The organism is Clostridium sp. KNHs216 (genome assembly GCF_006714885.1).
Taxonomy (GTDB): domain Bacteria; phylum Bacillota; class Clostridia; order Oscillospirales; family Acutalibacteraceae; genus Caproiciproducens.
Map to the genome: position 1 here is coordinate 597,695 of NZ_VFMF01000001.1, position 16,403 is coordinate 614,097.

Sequence of the window (16,403 nt, forward strand, 5' to 3'; positions counted from 1 at the left end):
TTGTCTATTGAAATTAAGGAAACGGAATATGAGAACTACGGAAAATGCCTGAGGCTGGATAACGGCCTGATCGACGTTGTTGTAACCATTGAGTTCGGGCCGCGCATCGTACGCTTCGGCTTTATCGGCGAAGAAAATATTCTTTACAACGATCTGGAACGCCGCAATTATATCAGCAGCGAAAGCATGTCGGAACGTTACGGCAAGGACGCGGCTTTTTACCATTACGGCGGACACCGCGTATGGCTCAGTCCCGAAAAAATGCCCGAAACGTATTATCCGGATAACGAGCCGGTCGTATACGGCATTCTGCCGGAAGGCGTCAGCTTTACGCCTCCGCGCCAGAAGCGCAACGACGTTCAGCTGAGCTTTGAAGTGATCATGACCGAGGGCACTACGGATATCATGGTGGTGCACAGCGCGAAAAACTGCTCGAAGGAAAAACGGAACTGCGCGCTGTGGGCGCTGACCATGGTGAAGGGCGGCGGCGTAGAGGTGATCCCGATGAACAAGGACACCGGCAGCTCCCTGCTTCCCAACCGGCTTCTCACTCTTTGGCCGTATTCCGATATCCGGGACAAACGTTTGTCGGCGGGCAACCGGTTTATTACGATCCGGCACGACGCGGATATTCCCAACGCGCTGAAGCTGGGCGTTAACAATACGCCGGGCTGGGCGTCGTACACCTGCGGAGAATATACGCTGGTAAAGCGTTACCTTCACACTGCTCAGGCGGCGTATCCGGATTACGGCTGCTCCTATGAGACGTACGCGTGCGGCGATTTTATCGAAATGGAATCGCTGAGTCCTCTGTACGGCCTGGAGCCGGGCGAAGGAATCCGTCACGTGGAAAATCTTTCGCTGATCAAACAGCCGTTCCCCGAGGACCCGACCGACGAAGACGCAATCGAAAAATTCTGTGCGCATTTCAAATAAATTCTGTTTACAAATAGCAGCGCTATGCGCGAAGTGGTTTATAGGAGTTGATTTTTTGCTTTGCCATGTGCTTACTCTCATGAATGTTTCCCCTCTGTACAAGATCTGATGCCGGGGCGAATTGTACAGAGGACGAACTAAATATCGCCCGCATTGGATTTTGTACTTATAGATACCTTCATAAATGTCCGTTCTATAAGGAGAATTCCAATGAAAAACAATCATTTCCGTACGTTTATTTTATTCTGGGCAACGCAGTCCGTTTCGCAGATGGGCAGTGCCATGTCCGGCTATGCTCTTACAATATGGGCGTATTCTAAGACGCGTACTGCAATGTCGGTTTCCCTGCTTACGTTTTGCTATTATATTTCTTATGTGTTGGTAAGCCTTTTTTGCGGTTCCGTGATCGATAGACACGGGAAAAAGGAAATTATGCTCCTGTCGGATTCTATTGCAGCAATCTGTACCCTGATTGCCTTTTTCCTGTGGCAATCCAGTGAACTGCATCTGTGGCATCTTTATGTTATCAATTCTGTTATAGGTATGATGAATGCCCTTCAGGCTCCTGCCGAATCAGTAACAATCGGTCTGTTAGTTTCTGCGGACAAGCAGGCGAGAGCCAGCGGAATGGACTCATTTGCGGAAAATCTGGTTACCGTTGTTTCCCCTGTCTTTGCAGCAGCGGTTTATGGAACCGTTGGTCTGGGCGCCGTATTTTTAGTGGACTTTGTATCCTTTCTGTTCGCGTCATCGGTATTGCTGCTGTATATCAGCATACCGGTCCCGGAATCCGAACAGGGACAAAGCGCAGCGGTTTTACCCCTATCCGGCATAGAGGACGGTTTTCTTTTTCTGCGACAACATACAATCCTTTTATATCTTATTACGACAATGGCCGTGATGAACTTTTTCTCGCGTCTGACTTATGAAAATATCCTTTCCCCCATGTTATTGGCAAGAAGCGGTGACAACACCATGGTTCTCAGCATCGTCAGCGCGGTATTAGGGCTTGGCGGTATTGTAGGCGGGTTGGCAGTATCTTTTGATAAAAGAACACGCGACCCAATCAGAATGGTATATTGGAGCGCCGTGATCTCGTTCCTTTGCGGCGACTTATTGATGGGTATTGGCCGAAATGTCTTTGTTTGGTGTATTGCCGGTATGGCTGCCAGCGTCCCCATTCCATTTATAATGGCAGTGCAGCGTTTATTGCTGTACCGCGATGTTCCCACAAAAGTACAGGGCCATATTTTTTCGGTGCGCAATGCGGTTCAGTTCAGTACAATTCCAATAGGCATTCTTCTTGGCGGATTTCTGGCAGACCATGTGTTTGAACCGCTTATGCAATCGAATACACCTTTGGTGCATATCCTGCAATTTATGGTAGGTGCCGGCGATGGCAGCGGTATGGCGGTTATGTTTCTTTGCACAGGTACACTTGGCTCTGTATTCTGTATTTGGTCTTACCAGAAACTAAAGAGATTTAAGTATGCCAATTTATGAGCATATGACTTACAGCATTTCCAGTTGATTCTGCAACAAGGGGCAAAAGGGTTGACAAAACTGTTTTATAATTTTAGGTTGTGGGGCTTTATCGACAACCTGAAGAGGGGGCGGCCAATGGCCGCCCCCTCTTCTTGCAGTTATTTTACAGTGTTCCGAAAATACGGTCGCCCGCGTCGCCAAGCCCCGGTACAATGTAGCCGATGTCGTTCAGGTGATCGTCGACGGCGGCACAGAAAAGCTGTACGTCGGGATGCGCTTCGGTAAACGCCTTTACCCCTTCCGGAGCGGCAATAATGCACATAAAACGGATGCTCTTCGGCTTGCTGCGCTTGATGATGGTGACCGCGTCGATCGCGGAGCCGCCGGTGGCAAGCATCGGGTCCAGCACGATGACGTCGCGCTCTTCAATATCCTGCGGCAGCTTGCTGTAGTATTCTACCGGCTGCAGCGTTTCGTGGTCGCGGTAAAGGCCGATATGGCCGACCTTCGCGGCGGGAACCATTTTCAGTACGCCGTCCACCATGCCCAGGCCCGCCCTTAAAATAGGAACAAACGCAAGCTTTCTTCCTGCGATCACCTTTGTTTTCGCTTTCCCCATGGGGGTCTCGATCGTCGTGTCCTCCAAAGGGAGATCGCGGGTCGCCTCGTAGCACATCAGCATCCCGATTTCGCCGACCAGCTCACGGAATTCCTTGGAACCCGTATTTTTATCGCGTAAAAAAGTCAGTTTGTGCTGAATCAGCGGATGATCCATAACAAATACCTGTTTATCCATGTTGACAGCCTCCATAGTCTAGTATTGTTTGTAACCCAAAAATTACAGTTCGCCGCGCTCAATCGCAGAGATTTCGTCAATGCGCTGCTGGTGGCGGCCGCCTTCAAATTCGGTTTCCAGGTAGATCTTTGCGAGCTCCACCGCCTTTTTTTCATCGATCACCCGGCCTCCGAGGCAGAGAATGTTGGAGTTGTTGTGCCGGCGGGTCATTTCCGTGCAGTAAGCGTCGGCGCACACAGACGCACGGATGCCCTGTACCTTGTTGGCCGCGATGCTCATGCCGATTCCCGTTCCGCAGCACAGAATTCCGCGCTCCGCTTCGCCGTCCGCTACGCAGTGCGCGACCTTTGCCGCAACCGGCGCATAGTCGATAGAGGCTTCGTCAAATGTGCCGAAATCCTTATAGGCAATATTTTCGGCAGCAAGATAGTTCTTAATGGCTTCTTTCAATAAAAATCCGCCGTGATCCGCTCCTAAAGCTATCATTTGATTTCTCCTTTTATTCGTTTTTTTAATTCCCGCTCCGCCTGCGGCGGGCGAAGATAGATCGGCATCAGAGCCGCCGGGGACACCGCCCCGCCCTGCTCATATACTTTTTGCGCGGACTTTGCCACGCCCCACGCACGCTGATAAAGCAGGTGCTCGGGCGGCAGAACCGCGTTCAGACTTTTAAACCGCTCATTATTATAACACAATTTCGCGCCGTCTCCAACAAGGAATATCGGTTTCGTGTAATTTTCACATTCCTGTGCCAAATCCTCAATGGAAAGTGCCCGGTCGGGGGTGATTCTCTCCACGGAATTTTCATGCGCGGAAAAAATCGCGTTATAGACCTGCCCGCAGCGCGCGTCCATTACCGCGCAGACCGTGCAGTCCAGGTGCGCCAGGTTCTGCGCCATGGCCTCCAGGGCGGAAACTCCCGCACAGGGTTTATTCTGCGCCATGGCCAAGCCTTTGATACTCGCCACACCGATGCGGACGCCCGTAAAAGAACCGGGACCCGCGGAAACCGCAAACAGGTCGACGTTTCCCAGTTCTGTCCGCGTACACTGCAGAAGATGGTCGATCATGGGCATCAGCGTCTGGCTGTGGGTCAGGCGGGTATTGATGTAAAATTCCCCCAGCAGTCTGTCGTCGTCAAGCAGAGCCGCCGAAGCCGCGGTCGCGGAAGAATCGATTGCCAGTATCCTCATGGTTTTATCCCTTCCATCTGAAAAATTCGTTCGTTTTCCCGCGCGCCCCGGCAGATTTCAATCCGTATCGCATCCTGCGGAAGAGCGGCCTCGATGTTTTCGCTCCACTCGATGACGAGCACGCCGCCGCTGTCGAGATAATCAAAAAATCCGGTGGAGTAAAGGTCGTCCCACCCGGTTACGCGGAACATATCAAAATGGTAGACATCCAGCCTGCCGTGATATTCGTGAACGAGCGCAAAGGTCGGGCTGGAAACGCCGTCCTGGATTCCAAGCCCGCGGGCAAGGCCGCGCGTGAAGGCGGTCTTCCCCATCCCCATCCCGCCGAAAAGCGCCAGCACCTCGCCGCCGGTCAGCTTTTCCGCAATTTTCACCCCGAGCGCTTCCGTCTCGGCAGGCGAAGAAGTGATGATTTCCTGCATATCCGGTCCCCTTACATCTCTAAAATAATCCTGAAATTTTCCCGTTCGCGTCCACGTCGATCTTTTCCGCGGACGGTACCCTCGGCAGCCCGGGCATGGTCATAATATCCCCAGCGTACGCAACCACAAACCCCGCGCCGTTGGAAAGCCGCAGGTCGCGGATGGTAATACGGAAGCCCTTCGGCCGTCCCAGAAGCGCGGCGTTGTCGGAAAGGGAATATTGGGTTTTCGCAACACAGACGGGCAGCCTGTCCCCGCCGAGCGCGGAGATATCGACAATGGCCTTTTCCGCCTGAGCGGTGTAGTCCACGCCGTCCGCCCCGTAAATTTCTTTGGCAATGCATTCAATCTTCTGTTTGACCGTGGAATCCACGGAATAAATCGGATGGAAATCCGACGGCTTTTCCGCCGCCTCACAGACCTTTTGCGCCAGCTCCACGCCGCCCGCGCCGCCTTTGGCAAAGACCTCCGAAAGCGCGAAATCCGCGCCGTTGTCGCGGCAGTATTTTTCAATATACGCCAGCTCAGCGTCGGAATCGCTTCCGAAGCGGTTGATGGCGACGACCACCGGCACCCCGTACTTCTTCATATTGGCGATATGCGCGCCCAGATTGACGATCCCCTTTTCCAGCGCTTCCAGATTCTCCGCCGCAGTACGGTCCTTCGGCACGCCGCCGTTATATTTCAGCGCACGAGCGGTCGCCACAAGGACAACGGCGCTGGGCTTCAGCCCCGCAAGACGGCACTTGATGTCCAGAAACTTTTCCGCGCCAAGGTCGGAGCCGAAGCCAGCCTCGGTAATGCAGTAATCGGCAAGCTTCAAAGCAAGGCGAGTGGCCCTGACGGAGTTGCAGCCGTGGGCGATGTTGGCAAACGGCCCGCCGTGCATGATGACGGGCGTGCCCTCCAGCGTCTGCACCAGATTCGGGTTGATCGCGTCTTTCAGAAGCGCAGCCATGGCGCCCTGCGCCTTGAGGTCGGAAGCGTAGACGGGCGCGCCCGCAAAGGTGTACGCAACCAGAATCCTTCCCAGCCGTTCCTTCAAATCCGTAATGTCGGACGCCAGGCAGAAAATGGCCATGATTTCCGACGCAACGGTAATGCAGAAGCTGTCTTCGCGGGGAATCCCGTTGATTTTTCCGCCCAGGCCGACCACGATGCTGCGCAGGGCGCGGTCGTTCATGTCGAGACAGCGTTTGATTAGAATCCTTCGCTGGTCAATCCCCAGCGCGTTCCCCTGATGGATATGGTTGTCCAGCATGGCGCAGAGCAAATTGTTTGCGGAAGTAATAGCGTGAAAATCGCCCGTAAAATGCAGGTTGATGTCCTCCATCGGCACCACCTGTGCGTATCCGCCGCCCGCGGCGCCGCCTTTGATGCCGAATACCGGGCCAAGGCTCGGTTCGCGAAGGGCAATGACGGCATTTTTCCCGATCTGCTTCATTGCCTCGCCAAGGCCCGCCGTCGTGGTGGTCTTCCCTTCCCCCGCGGGAGTGGGGTTGATTGCCGTAACCAGAATGAGTTTGCCGTCCTTGCGGGAGGCAAGTCTGTTGTAGAGAGAGTCGTTCAGCTTTGCTTTAAACCGGCCGTATGGCTCAAGTTCTTCCTCGTAAATCCCGAGGTCAGCGGCAATTCTCGCAATCGGTACAAGCTTTGCCTGCTGCGCAATTTCGATGTCCGTGAGCATTCATGCATTCTCCTAACACATAATTATGACAAAATTATATCATATTCTTTTGTAAAAATGAACAGGAAAGAATAATATTTCCTGATAAAAACAGGCGGCGGAAGCATCGTTGCCAGGATATGTTATAATAAAAAGCAGCTCCACAGATCAAGAACCGGGTGCACCCGGGGGAATTAAAATCTTCAGTTTTTTGTAAGAAATCCGTTCAGTTTTTTTTAAGAAATATGCGGTAAGCTGTTGTTAAGGTTTTTGGGGGAGGAAATCAAATGGATAAAAAACAGATTCTGATTGTCGACGACGACCGCGAGATCGTCCGCGCAATCGCTATTTTGCTGGAAAAAGAGGGCTATTCGGCCCTGTGTGCCTATGACGGGCTGGAGGCCGTCGACGCCGCGATGAACAACGAAATTCATTTGATTTTGATCGATGTGATGATGCCGAGGCTGAACGGGCTTTCCGCGGTCATGAAAATCCGTGAAAAGCGCAATATCCCGATCATCGTGCTTTCGGCAAAAAGCGAGGACACCGACAAAATTCTCGGGCTCAGCATGGGTGCGGACGATTACGTGACAAAGCCGTTCAACCCCATGGAGCTTGTCGCGCGCGTCCGTTCCCAGCTCAGGCGCTACATCAGCCTGGGCGACATCAACGCGAATGCGAACGCAAACGAAATCGTCAACGGCAGACTGAGCTTCAGCACGGACGAGCGCATCCTGAAGGCGGACGGCGAGCCTGTCCGCCTGACAGCGACGGAAAGCAAAATCGTCGATCTGCTGATGCGCAATCTGGGCAGGACCTTTCCCGCGGAGGAAATCTACCGCCGTGTATGGAACGAGCCCGCCTACTGTGTGGAAAATACCGTGATGGTACATATCCGCCGCATCCGGGAAAAAATTGAACTCAACCCAAAGGAACCCGAATATTTAAAGGTGGTGTGGGGCATTGGCTACAAAATCGAAAAAGTTTAAGCCGGTATTCGGCTGGCTCTGTTTTTTCTTCAGTATGGTGACGATTACGGGCATCCTGACCTTGGCCCTTTTTTCCGGGGAATTCATCAACCGCGGCGACTACTTCCTCAGAGAAGTGAAAGATGCGTTTGAACAGGACTATCAAAAAACTTCCCTGTTCAGTCAGGGGATGGGGTACCGGCTGCAGGATATTCTGGATTCGCTGGCCGCAGGAAAAGGAGCTGACGACACCGGTACTTGGGACGTTTTGGACCGGGACGCGAGCAAAAACATCCTCTATTCGGCGGGAACAAAGGAAAAGCCCGCCAAATATTCCAACGGATACCCAAATCTGGATCTGGACACCGCCCCGCTGCCGGACGGGTATAACTTCAAGCTGCACTTCGACGGCGAAAAAGTGACGATTACCAAGGACGGAAAAAATCTGGATATTTACGGAGACGGCGTTTACCGGCCGAACAAATCCATGTGGTATGTTCCGGGTTACACCAGCAACACGGACCTGAACGATTCCGCGCTGGAGGACTACCGCGTAACCATGTTTGTCCGCAATGAGCTTGTCGAACCGATCAGCGGCAGCAGCGTGCTGTCCTACATTCCGGAGGAGCAGACAAATATGAAAACCGCTTTGTATGCCGCCGGGGTCTTTCTGCTGCTCGGCCTGATTGCCTTCGCCGTATATATTCTGCTGAGGAAAGACAAAAGGCAGGCCGATCTGGCGCTGGCCCGCTTTACCGGCTGGTTCTGGTGGGAATTCAAGGCGCTGTGCGTCGCCGTGCTGATCTACCTGGACGTTGTTTTTATTACCAACACCTGGCGCAGCAACTGGATTCTATGGGGAATCTGCGCGGTGGTTTCGCTGTTCTGTTATTATCTGGTGGTGAACGATATGCGCTATAACCGTCCCTTCTTCCGGCACAATATTTTCAACTCCGCTTTAAACAATTACAGAAGGTTCGAATTTTCAAGGCCGTTCCAGCGGCAGATGGTCCAACGGTTCTGGGCGCTGCTGGCGGCTGAAATCCTGCTGCTGCTGTTTGGATTGACCGTAACGGCCGTCATTCATCCCAGTTCATTCTTCGTCATGGTCTTTCTGCTGCTGGTGCTTGCCGGGATGATTTATCTGATTTACCGGTATGTGCGCAGATTTCAGAACACCGTCTACGACATCGGGCTTCTGATACGCCATATTTCCCTTGTAAAAACCGGCGATCCTTCGGCGGTGGTCGAGCTGCCCGCGGAAGCGGACCTGAAAAACGCTTCGCTGGAATTGAATGAGATCCAGTCCGGCATCGGTGAAGCGGTGGAGGAACGCCTTAAAAGCGAACGGATGAAAATAGAGCTGATCACCAATGTGAGCCACGACCTGAAAACGCCGCTCACCTCCATCATCAGCTATATCGATCTGTTAAAGCAGGAAGAGAGTCTTCCCGACCATGTAAAGGACTATATCGAAATTCTTGCACAGAAATCCGACCGGCTGAAAAACATGGTGCAGGACATCTTTCAGGTGAGCAAGGCGACCAGCGGAAACATTGAGATGAATCCGGAAATTCTGGATTACGGCAAGCTGATCCTGCAGACGCTGGCGGATATGAACGAACAGGTGGAAGCCTCCGGCCTGGTATTGAAAATCGACGTTCCGGATACCCCCGTCATGATCCGGGCGGACGGAAAGCTCTTATACCGGGTGTTCCAGAATCTCATCGGCAACGCGCTGCAGTATTCGCTGGACGGCTCCCGTTTATTTATCACGCTGGAACAAACCGGGGAAGAAGCCTCCGCCTCGGTAAAGAACACCTCCCGCTTCGAGCTGGACGGCGACCGGGATATGACCGAACGCTTTGTAAGGGGAGACAGTTCGCGCACGACAAGCGGCAGCGGACTGGGGCTTTCCATTGCACGCAGCTTTACGGAGGCCTGCGGGGGCAGGTTCGGAATCAGCGTCGACGCCGACCTCTTTTCGGCCAGAGCCGACTTTCCGCTCGTCCAGCGGCCGGAAGAGCAGTGAAGAGTGCGATTGCTGTGAACATAAAAAGGAAAACCGATGCGAGCTTCCCGCCCGCGCCGGTTTTCCTTTATTATTCGCTTGCAGTTTTCGCGTTTCCATCATATAATAAGTAAATTAGAGGTGAAGTCATGCGAGGTTTGAAATCTTTTGTCAACTATTTAAAACGGGCGGACAAGCTGTATTGGACCGTCATGATTCTGATATCAGCGTACAGCCTCCTGCTGCTCAAAACCGTGCCCAACAGCGATTCGGGCAAGTCCTATTTTACTGTACAGCTGGTCGCCATTGTGATCGGCTATGTGGGCGCGATCCTGTTCACGCTGATCGATTACCGGGAAATCGCGAGCTATTGGTATATTGTGGCGGGATTTTGCCTTTTTTTAATTATTTATACGCAGATTTTCGGTATCGCGGTAAAAAGCAGCGGCGGCATTAACGCAAAAGCATGGATTCAACTGCCGGGTACCACCTTTCAGCCCAGTGAATTGGTCAAAATCGGTTTTATCATTACATTTTCCAAACATGTATCGGAACTGAAAGAACGCGATCTGCTGAAATCCTTTCCGCAGGTCATCCTGCTGGCTCTCCACGCGATGATTCCGATCGTACTGGTCCATTTTCAGGGAGACGACGGCACCGCGGTCATTTTCTTCTGCATGTTTCTTGCCATGGCGTTTGGAGCCGGGGTTCAGCTCAGATACTTTGGAGCGGTTCTTGCGGCAATCGCGGTCGCGTTTCCGATCGCGTGGGAATATCTTTTACAGGATTACCAGAAAGACCGCTTTACCATTTTCCGCCATCCGGAAACGGACCCGCTGGACAAGGGCCTGCAGCAGATTCAGGGCAGGCTGTCCATCGGCAGCGGACAGCTGTGGGGACGCGGGCTGTTCAACGGCAATTCCCGTGTCAGCAAGGGCTTGGTACCTGTACAGCAGAGCGATTTTATTTTCTCGGTCGCGGGCGAGCAGCTCGGCTTTTTCGGCTGTATGCTGATTATGGTTCTTCTTCTGCTGCTCCTGCTGCGGACGCTCCGGATCGCGAGAAAATCCCCCGACTGTCTGGGCAGCAGCATCTGCTTCGGCTTCTTCGGCATGATCGCGGCGCAGGCACTGTTCAATTTAGGCATGTGCCTGAACCTTTTGCCGGTCATGGGTGTCACGCTCCCATTTTTCAGCGCGGGCGGTTCGTCCGCAGCCTGTCTGTATCTGGGGTTCGGGTTAGCGCAGAACGTGCATATGCACAGAATGAACACGGACAAAGTTACGCTCCGGCGATAGAGCGTCATGATAAAAAACACCGTCTGGACAACAGCCAGACGGTGTTTTTTATGATATCCCGCATTTTTACTGAAAAAGTTTATCCTGCAGTTTTTTTGTTTTGGATCGCCTCTGCGCCGTCGCTTCCGCATTGACGCTGAGCGTCCCCTCGGCGTCGTCCACGTTCAGCACGTCGCCTTCCCGCGCGCCCTGCGGGAGCTCGGAGGTTTCAATGGCGAAGAATTTCTGATCCTTGTCCTCACAGATTGCGTAGGTTCCCTCAAAACGGTCTATGACCAGCATTTTCATTTTTCTATCCCCTCTTTATTATCATCAGCGCTCGGCTGCAAGCTTTATATTTTGCCCGTCGCTCAAAAAAATAAGCGTTCCGCTGACATCGGTCCGGTAAACCGCCGCGCCGGCGGACAACAGTCTTTTCAGTACTTCCCGTTTCGGAAGCCCGTTGGAATCGTCGGCAACGGAAATCGCCGCCCATTTCGGCTTCACGGCGTTCAGCAGAGCGTCCGTTGTGGAGGTACTGCTGCCGTGGTGGCCGACCTTCAGAACATCGGCGGAAAGGTCTTCCCCGCCTGCGATCAAATCGGATTCCTCCTCTTTTTCCGCGTCGCCCATCAGCAGAAACCGCGTCTTCCCATAGGTCAGCTTCAGGACGATGGAATTGTTGTTGGTGCTGCCGCCCTGCCGAACAGGGGCAAGAACCTCTATATTCATACTGCCAAGGGAGAAAGTTTCTCCGGGCCGGGGAACAACCGTGGCAATTTGTTTGTCGTTCAGCGCTTTCTGCGCGGCAAGATATTCCTCGCTGGAGGGAATCAGGTCCTTCGGGATATCGGGCGCAAAATATTTTTTGACGGGATAACGCCCAATCAGGTACGCAAGACCGCCGATATGGTCCTCGTCGGGATGCGTGTTGACCATATATTCCAGTTCCTTCACGCCCCGGCGATCAAGGTATTCCGCCACCGGCTCCCCGCAATCGACAGTCCCGCCGTCCACGAGCATCGCTTTCCCCTCACACTCAATCAAGATGCTGTCGGCTTTTCCGACCTCCAGCACATGGAGGGACATCGGACTGGAATCCGCCGCCGCGGAAAAATCGCGCAGTCCGAAATAGGAAAAAATCCGGTACCAGGAGGCTGCCGCCCCAAACGGCAGCAATGAAACAACGAGCCCTATCGCCAGAAACAGTGAGATGGTGATTTTCAGCGCCTTTTTACTGCTTTTTTGCTGCTCCATCTGCCCTGCTTCTCTCTTTTTTGAACTTGGGCTGCACGCTGCATGGCAGGGCTGGGAGGAACAAGACACGAGCCGCCCGTACCGATCAGGTCGCTGCGGCCCGCGGCTTTCAGCGCCGAAATTACCAGATCCCTGTTCTTTGGATTAAAATACTGCAGAAGCGCCCGCTGCATCGCCTTTTCCCGGTCGGTGCGGGGAATATAGACTTCTTTCATCGTATAAGGATCGAGCCCGGTGTAAAACATACAGGTGGAAATGGTGCCGGGCGTGGGATAAAAATCCTGCACTTGCTCCGGACGAAGGTGCTCGCGCTTTAGAAACAGGGCGAGCGAAACCGCGTCTTTCAGGGTGCTGCCCGGGTGGGAGGACATCAGGTATGGAACAAGATACTGCTCCTTGCCCTCCTCCTTACAGAAATAATAATACTTTTTTTCAAATTTCAAAAAAGATTCAATATGCGGCTTGCCCATACAGTCAAGGACCTCCGGCGTACAGTGCTCTGGCGCAACCTTCAGCTGTCCGCTGACATGATACTTGACCAGTTCCTTAAAAAAGGCGTCGTCCTTGTCTTCAATCAAATAATCAAAGCGGATGCCGGAACGGATAAACACGCGTTTGACCTTCGGCAGGGCGCGCAGCCTGCGCAGAATATCGAGGTATTCGCTGTGGTCCACCTTGAGCAGAGGGCACGGCTTCGGCGAAAGGCATTTTTTGCCGCCCGCGCAGAGCCCCAGCTTTTCCTGTTTGTCGCAGGACGGGTGGCGGAAATTGGCGGTCGGGCCGCCCACATCGTGGATATATCCTTTAAAATTCGGGCTTTCCGTCAGTTTTTTCGCTTCGCGCAGGATGGACTCCTCGCTGCGGGTGGTGATGGAACGGCCCTGATGAAACGCGATCGAACAGAAATTGCAGGCGCCGAAACAGCCGCGGTTGTGCGTAATGGAGAACTCCACCTCCTGAATGGCCGGGACCCCGCCCATACTCTCGTAGCACGGGTGATAGGTGCGCATAAACGGCAGCTCATAAACGGCGTCGAGCTCCTTTTGCTTTAAAGGCGGCATCGGCGGGTTTTGAACCAGTATTTTGCCGCCGTGGCGCTGAATGACTCTGCGTCCCCGCACGGCGTCCTGTTCATCCTGCTGTTTGCGGCAGGAAACGGCGTACTCCCTTTTATTCTGACAGACCTGCTCAAAGCTGGGACAGTCGACTGCCGGAACGGGCCGGTATTCCTTTGTGGGAACCGCATAGCAGGTGCCGAGGATATCGGTGATCGTACTGATCGGCTCGCCGGAAAACAGGCGGCGGGCAATTTCGACCGTCTGGCTTTCGCCCATGCCGTAGGTCAGCAAATCCGCCCCGGAGTCCAAAAGAATAGACGGGCGGATTTTATCTTCCCAGTAATCGTAATGCGCGAAGCGGCGGAGGGAGGCTTCCAGCCCGCCGATAACGACCGGCGAATCCGGATAAATCTCCCTGATTTTCTTCGTGTAGACAATAACGGCGCGGTCGGGCCGGAGACCGGTTCTGTTCCCCGGCGAATAGGCGTCTTCTTTGCGCCTGCGGCGCGCCACGGTGTAATGGGCGACCATGGAATCAATGTTTCCCGAGTTGACCAGAAAGCCGTATTTCGGCTTGCCGAAGCGGGTAAAGTCCCGGTCGGTGCGCCAGTCCGGCTGCGCCAGAATGGCCACCCGGTAGCCAAACTGCTCCAGCACGCGCGAGATAATCGCGGTGCCGAAGGTGGGATGGTCAACGTAGGCGTCGCCGGTTACAACGACGAAATCCGGCGCGTCCCAGCCAAGAGCATTCGTTTCTTCTTTTGTAATGGGTAAAAAAGGCATTCCGCTTATTCTTCACTTTCTTTTTGATCTGCCTGCTGCATGGTCATTTCCAGCCACTGCTGGTATGTAATGAGCACCTGACGCGGCTTGGAGCCTTCGTGCGGGCCTACAATGCCCATCTGCTCCATCTCGTCGACCAGACGGCCGGCGCGGGCATACCCGAGGCGCAGACGGCGCTGGAGCAGAGAGGTCGAAGCCTGTCCCGCTTCCACAACGCATTTGACCGCTTCCGGCATCATGGGGTCGGTATCGCCGTTCACGCCGCTGTCGCCTCCGCTGTCCTTTTCGGCTACGGCGTTTTTCTCAATCTCTTCGGCAATATTTTTATCATATCCCGCTTCCTGCGACTTCTTTACGAAATTCACGACGGATTCAATTTCGCTGTCGCTGACAAAGCAGCCCTGGATTCTGGTGGGCTTCTGCGAGCCGACGGGCGAAAACAGCATATCCCCGCGCCCCAGAAGCTTTTCCGCGCCGCCCATGTCCAGAATGGTTCTGGAATCCACCTGGGAGGAAACGGAGAACGCGATACGGCTGGGGATATTCGCCTTGATAATTCCGGTGATGACGTCGACGGAGGGCCGCTGTGTGGCAATCAGCAGATGCATGCCCGCGGCACGCGCCATCTGCGCCAGACGGCAGATGGAATCCTCCACCTCGTTGGGGGCGGCCATCATCAGGTCGGCAAGCTCGTCGATAATGATGACGATCTGCGGCAGGTGCGGCATGGGCTGCCCGTTTTCATCCTGAAAGCCGTTGCTTTCCGCCAGCGCGTTGTATCCGCCCAGGTCACGCACATTGTTCGCGGCGAAGGTCTTGTACCGCTTGAGCATTTCCGTGACGGCCCATCCCAAAGCGCCCGCGGCTTTGCGGGGATCGGTGACGACCGGAACCAAAAGCTGCGGAATCCCGTTGTAAATGCCCAGTTCCACCACCTTCGGGTCAATCATCAGAAATTTGACTTCTTCGGGAGTGGATTTATACAGAAGGCTGACAATAAACGAGTTGATGCACACGGATTTTCCGGAACCCGTGGCGCCCGCAATCAGAAGATGGGGCATCTTGCTCAGATCCGCCGTTGCAACCGCGCCAGCGATGTCGCGCCCGAGCACGACGGTCAGGCGGCTTTTCGCCGCGCCAAAGCTGTTGGACTCGATCAGCTCGCGCATTCTGACGACGCTGACCTTCTTGTTCGGGACCTCTATCCCGACGGCGGCCTTGCCCGGAATCGGCGCTTCGATACGCACGCCGGACGCGGCGAGGTTCATGGCGATATCGTCGGACAGATTCGTGATTTTACTGATTTTCACACCCGCGGCGGGCTGCAGCTCGTAACGGGTGACGGCGGGGCCGCGGCTGATATCCACGATTTTTGTCTGGACCCCGAAGCTCTTCAGCGTCTGCACCAGCATCTGCCCGTTCAGCTTCAGTTCCTCGGTCACATCCTGTTCGCTCAGTTCCTTTGTGGTTTCCAGCATAGTGACCGGCGGGAAATGGTAGGTGCCGTCCTGCGGCGGCTCGTCGGTGAACATGGTCATCTGCACGCCGGCGGGTTCGGGTGTTTTTTGCGTTTCCGGCTGCGGCGAAACGGCCTGGCGGGCGGCGTAAGCGGCGGCGGCCGCCGCGGAACCGGTTTTATCCGCGGACGGCGGAACCGGAGCCGCGGGCTGCTCTATCTTTTCCACTACGGGCTCTTTGACCCCGAACACCTTTTCCAGCTGTTCGAGCTTCTTGTTTTTCTGCTGTTTATCCTTGGCCTGAACAGCACGCTTCGCCATATCCTCGCGGTCAAGCGCAATATCGATGTTGGAGTTGGCCTGACGGGCGCGTTCCACCGCCCGCTGTTCCTGTGCGCTGCTGAAACTGGCAGCCATCATGTCGGCCGGTTTTGTCACCGCCCGGAACAATTGGACAAGGCTGGTCCCAGTCAAAATCATAACCGCTACGAAAAGAGACAGAATAATAACGATCTTTGCCCCGGTCGAACCGAGAGCCGCGACGAACGGGATCCCGATCAGGCCGCTGAACAGCCCGGCGCCGGACCTTTGGATACCCAGGGTATAAAGATCCTTGAGCCTGTCCCAGTACGAGGTAATGGGCGTATTGTTCTGATCGGTAAAAATATAGACAGCCGCGCAAAACAGCGCAATAATGACGATCATAAAAATGACTTTGCTGCCCAGACGGTTTTTCTGGCGCTCAAAAGCCGTTACGAGCGATATGTAGCAGAGAAGGATCGGCCAGATGATCGCGCAGCTTCCAAAAAGGCCCAGAAGCGCGTTGTGGCACCACAGCCAGATGTGGTCGCCCCCGATCAGCACAAGGCAGACCATCAGAATGGACATGGCAAACACCACAATCGCGTTGATCTGATTGCGCTGCCTGATATACTCGGCATCCTTTTCCGCCCTTGTTTTTCTTCCGCCGGCAAGGTGCTGTGCCTTCGGCTTGCTCCGTGTGCGGGGCGCCGCTTTCTTATTCGTATTTGTTCTTTGAGTTGCCACCTTATAATCACCTTATATTTTTATTTTAATTTGTTCCGGTCATTCGT

The 16,403-nt window shown here is 54.1% G+C and carries 14 protein-coding genes; 5 read left to right on the forward strand and 9 right to left on the reverse strand.

Annotated elements, in window-relative coordinates:
* Together LY85_RS02970 and LY85_RS02975 are read left to right on the forward strand one after the other, a co-directional pair.
* Entirely contained in the window at positions 1–936 is a 936-nt protein-coding gene (locus LY85_RS02970) for a hypothetical protein (protein WP_141825397.1), read from the forward strand.
* A 210-nt stretch (positions 937–1,146) separates the two neighbouring features.
* Positions 1,147–2,439 carry an MFS transporter gene (locus LY85_RS02975; protein ID WP_141825398.1) on the forward strand — a complete coding sequence of 431 codons (1,293 nt, stop codon included), beginning with the start codon at positions 1,147–1,149 and terminating at the stop codon, positions 2,437–2,439.
* 145 nt (positions 2,440–2,584) lie between these two features.
* Here LY85_RS02975 and upp read toward each other — a convergent pair whose 3' ends face one another.
* The 5 genes from upp to LY85_RS03000 are packed head-to-tail and all read right to left on the reverse strand — an operon-like array spanning position 2,585 to position 6,519.
* Positions 2,585–3,217 (reverse strand): uracil phosphoribosyltransferase, encoded by a 633-nt coding sequence (gene upp, locus LY85_RS02980; RefSeq protein ID WP_038324660.1) that lies wholly within the window; start codon positions 3,215–3,217, stop codon positions 2,585–2,587.
* A 42-nt stretch (positions 3,218–3,259) separates the two neighbouring features.
* Positions 3,260–3,703, reverse strand: a complete 444-nt coding sequence (gene rpiB / locus LY85_RS02985; RefSeq protein WP_141825399.1) for a ribose 5-phosphate isomerase B — start codon at positions 3,701–3,703, stop codon at positions 3,260–3,262.
* The gene (gene tsaB / locus LY85_RS02990) at positions 3,700–4,410 is read right to left on the reverse strand and encodes a tRNA (adenosine(37)-N6)-threonylcarbamoyltransferase complex dimerization subunit type 1 TsaB (RefSeq protein WP_038324664.1); all 711 of its coding nucleotides are present in this window, start codon (positions 4,408–4,410) and stop codon (positions 3,700–3,702) included. The genes rpiB and tsaB overlap by 4 nt, the downstream gene beginning before the upstream one ends.
* Positions 4,407–4,832, reverse strand: coding sequence for a tRNA (adenosine(37)-N6)-threonylcarbamoyltransferase complex ATPase subunit type 1 TsaE (gene tsaE, locus LY85_RS02995; protein ID WP_038324666.1), 426 nt, complete (start codon positions 4,830–4,832; stop codon positions 4,407–4,409). Before tsaE ends, tsaB begins: the two co-directional genes overlap by 4 nt.
* Before the next feature lie 19 nt (positions 4,833–4,851).
* Entirely contained in the window at positions 4,852–6,519 is a 1,668-nt protein-coding gene (locus tag LY85_RS03000) for a formate--tetrahydrofolate ligase (RefSeq protein ID WP_141825400.1), read from the reverse strand.
* Positions 6,520–6,785: 266 nt separating this feature from the next.
* On the opposite strand from LY85_RS03000, the gene LY85_RS03005 reads away from it, so the two are divergent.
* The 3 genes from LY85_RS03005 (at position 6,786) to LY85_RS03015 (ending at position 10,775) form a co-directional block, all read left to right on the forward strand.
* The gene (locus tag LY85_RS03005; protein WP_141825401.1) at positions 6,786–7,487 is read left to right on the forward strand and encodes a response regulator transcription factor; all 702 of its coding nucleotides are present in this window, start codon (positions 6,786–6,788) and stop codon (positions 7,485–7,487) included.
* Positions 7,462–9,498 carry a HAMP domain-containing sensor histidine kinase gene (locus tag LY85_RS03010; RefSeq protein ID WP_141825402.1) on the forward strand — a complete coding sequence of 679 codons (2,037 nt, stop codon included), beginning with the start codon at positions 7,462–7,464 and terminating at the stop codon, positions 9,496–9,498. The genes LY85_RS03005 and LY85_RS03010 overlap by 26 nt, the downstream gene beginning before the upstream one ends.
* A 128-nt stretch (positions 9,499–9,626) precedes the next feature.
* Entirely contained in the window at positions 9,627–10,775 is a 1,149-nt protein-coding gene (locus LY85_RS03015) for an FtsW/RodA/SpoVE family cell cycle protein (protein ID WP_141825403.1), read from the forward strand.
* Between the two features lie 66 nt (positions 10,776–10,841).
* On the opposite strand, the gene LY85_RS03020 is transcribed toward LY85_RS03015, so the two are convergent.
* The 4 genes from LY85_RS03020 to LY85_RS03035 are packed head-to-tail and all read right to left on the reverse strand — an operon-like array spanning position 10,842 to position 16,356.
* Positions 10,842–11,063, reverse strand: coding sequence for a DUF3006 domain-containing protein (locus tag LY85_RS03020; RefSeq protein WP_038324672.1), 222 nt, complete (start codon positions 11,061–11,063; stop codon positions 10,842–10,844).
* Between the two features lie 24 nt (positions 11,064–11,087).
* A complete protein-coding gene (locus tag LY85_RS03025) occupies positions 11,088–12,011 on the reverse strand; it encodes a ComEC/Rec2 family competence protein (protein ID WP_141825404.1) in 924 nt (307 codons plus the stop codon).
* Positions 11,978–13,852, reverse strand: a complete 1,875-nt coding sequence (locus LY85_RS03030) for a YgiQ family radical SAM protein (RefSeq protein WP_141825405.1) — start codon at positions 13,850–13,852, stop codon at positions 11,978–11,980. The genes LY85_RS03025 and LY85_RS03030 overlap by 34 nt, the downstream gene beginning before the upstream one ends.
* 5 nt (positions 13,853–13,857) lie before the next feature.
* A complete protein-coding gene (locus LY85_RS03035) occupies positions 13,858–16,356 on the reverse strand; it encodes a DNA translocase FtsK (RefSeq protein ID WP_038324675.1) in 2,499 nt (832 codons plus the stop codon).
* Between the last annotated feature and the right edge of the window lie 47 nt (positions 16,357–16,403).

Bases quoted from the DNA above. Each gene is read 5' to 3' on its own strand.
- LY85_RS03015 (WP_141825403.1), top strand. From the start codon at position 9,627: ATGCGAGGTTTGAAATCTTTTGTCAACTATTTAAAACGGGCGGACAAG.
- tsaE (WP_038324666.1), bottom strand. From the start codon at position 4,832: ATGCAGGAAATCATCACTTCTTCGCCTGCCGAGACGGAAGCGCTCGGG.
- rpiB (WP_141825399.1), bottom strand. From the start codon at position 3,703: ATGATAGCTTTAGGAGCGGATCACGGCGGATTTTTATTGAAAGAAGCC.
- LY85_RS03005 (WP_141825401.1), top strand. From the start codon at position 6,786: ATGGATAAAAAACAGATTCTGATTGTCGACGACGACCGCGAGATCGTC.
- tsaB (WP_038324664.1), bottom strand. From the start codon at position 4,410: ATGAGGATACTGGCAATCGATTCTTCCGCGACCGCGGCTTCGGCGGCT.
- LY85_RS03020 (WP_038324672.1), bottom strand. From the start codon at position 11,063: ATGAAAATGCTGGTCATAGACCGTTTTGAGGGAACCTACGCAATCTGT.
- upp (WP_038324660.1), bottom strand. From the start codon at position 3,217: ATGGATAAACAGGTATTTGTTATGGATCATCCGCTGATTCAGCACAAA.
- LY85_RS03025 (WP_141825404.1), bottom strand. From the start codon at position 12,011: ATGGAGCAGCAAAAAAGCAGTAAAAAGGCGCTGAAAATCACCATCTCA.
- LY85_RS03030 (WP_141825405.1), bottom strand. From the start codon at position 13,852: ATGCCTTTTTTACCCATTACAAAAGAAGAAACGAATGCTCTTGGCTGG.
- LY85_RS03000 (WP_141825400.1), bottom strand. From the start codon at position 6,519: ATGCTCACGGACATCGAAATTGCGCAGCAGGCAAAGCTTGTACCGATT.
- LY85_RS02975 (WP_141825398.1), top strand. From the start codon at position 1,147: ATGAAAAACAATCATTTCCGTACGTTTATTTTATTCTGGGCAACGCAG.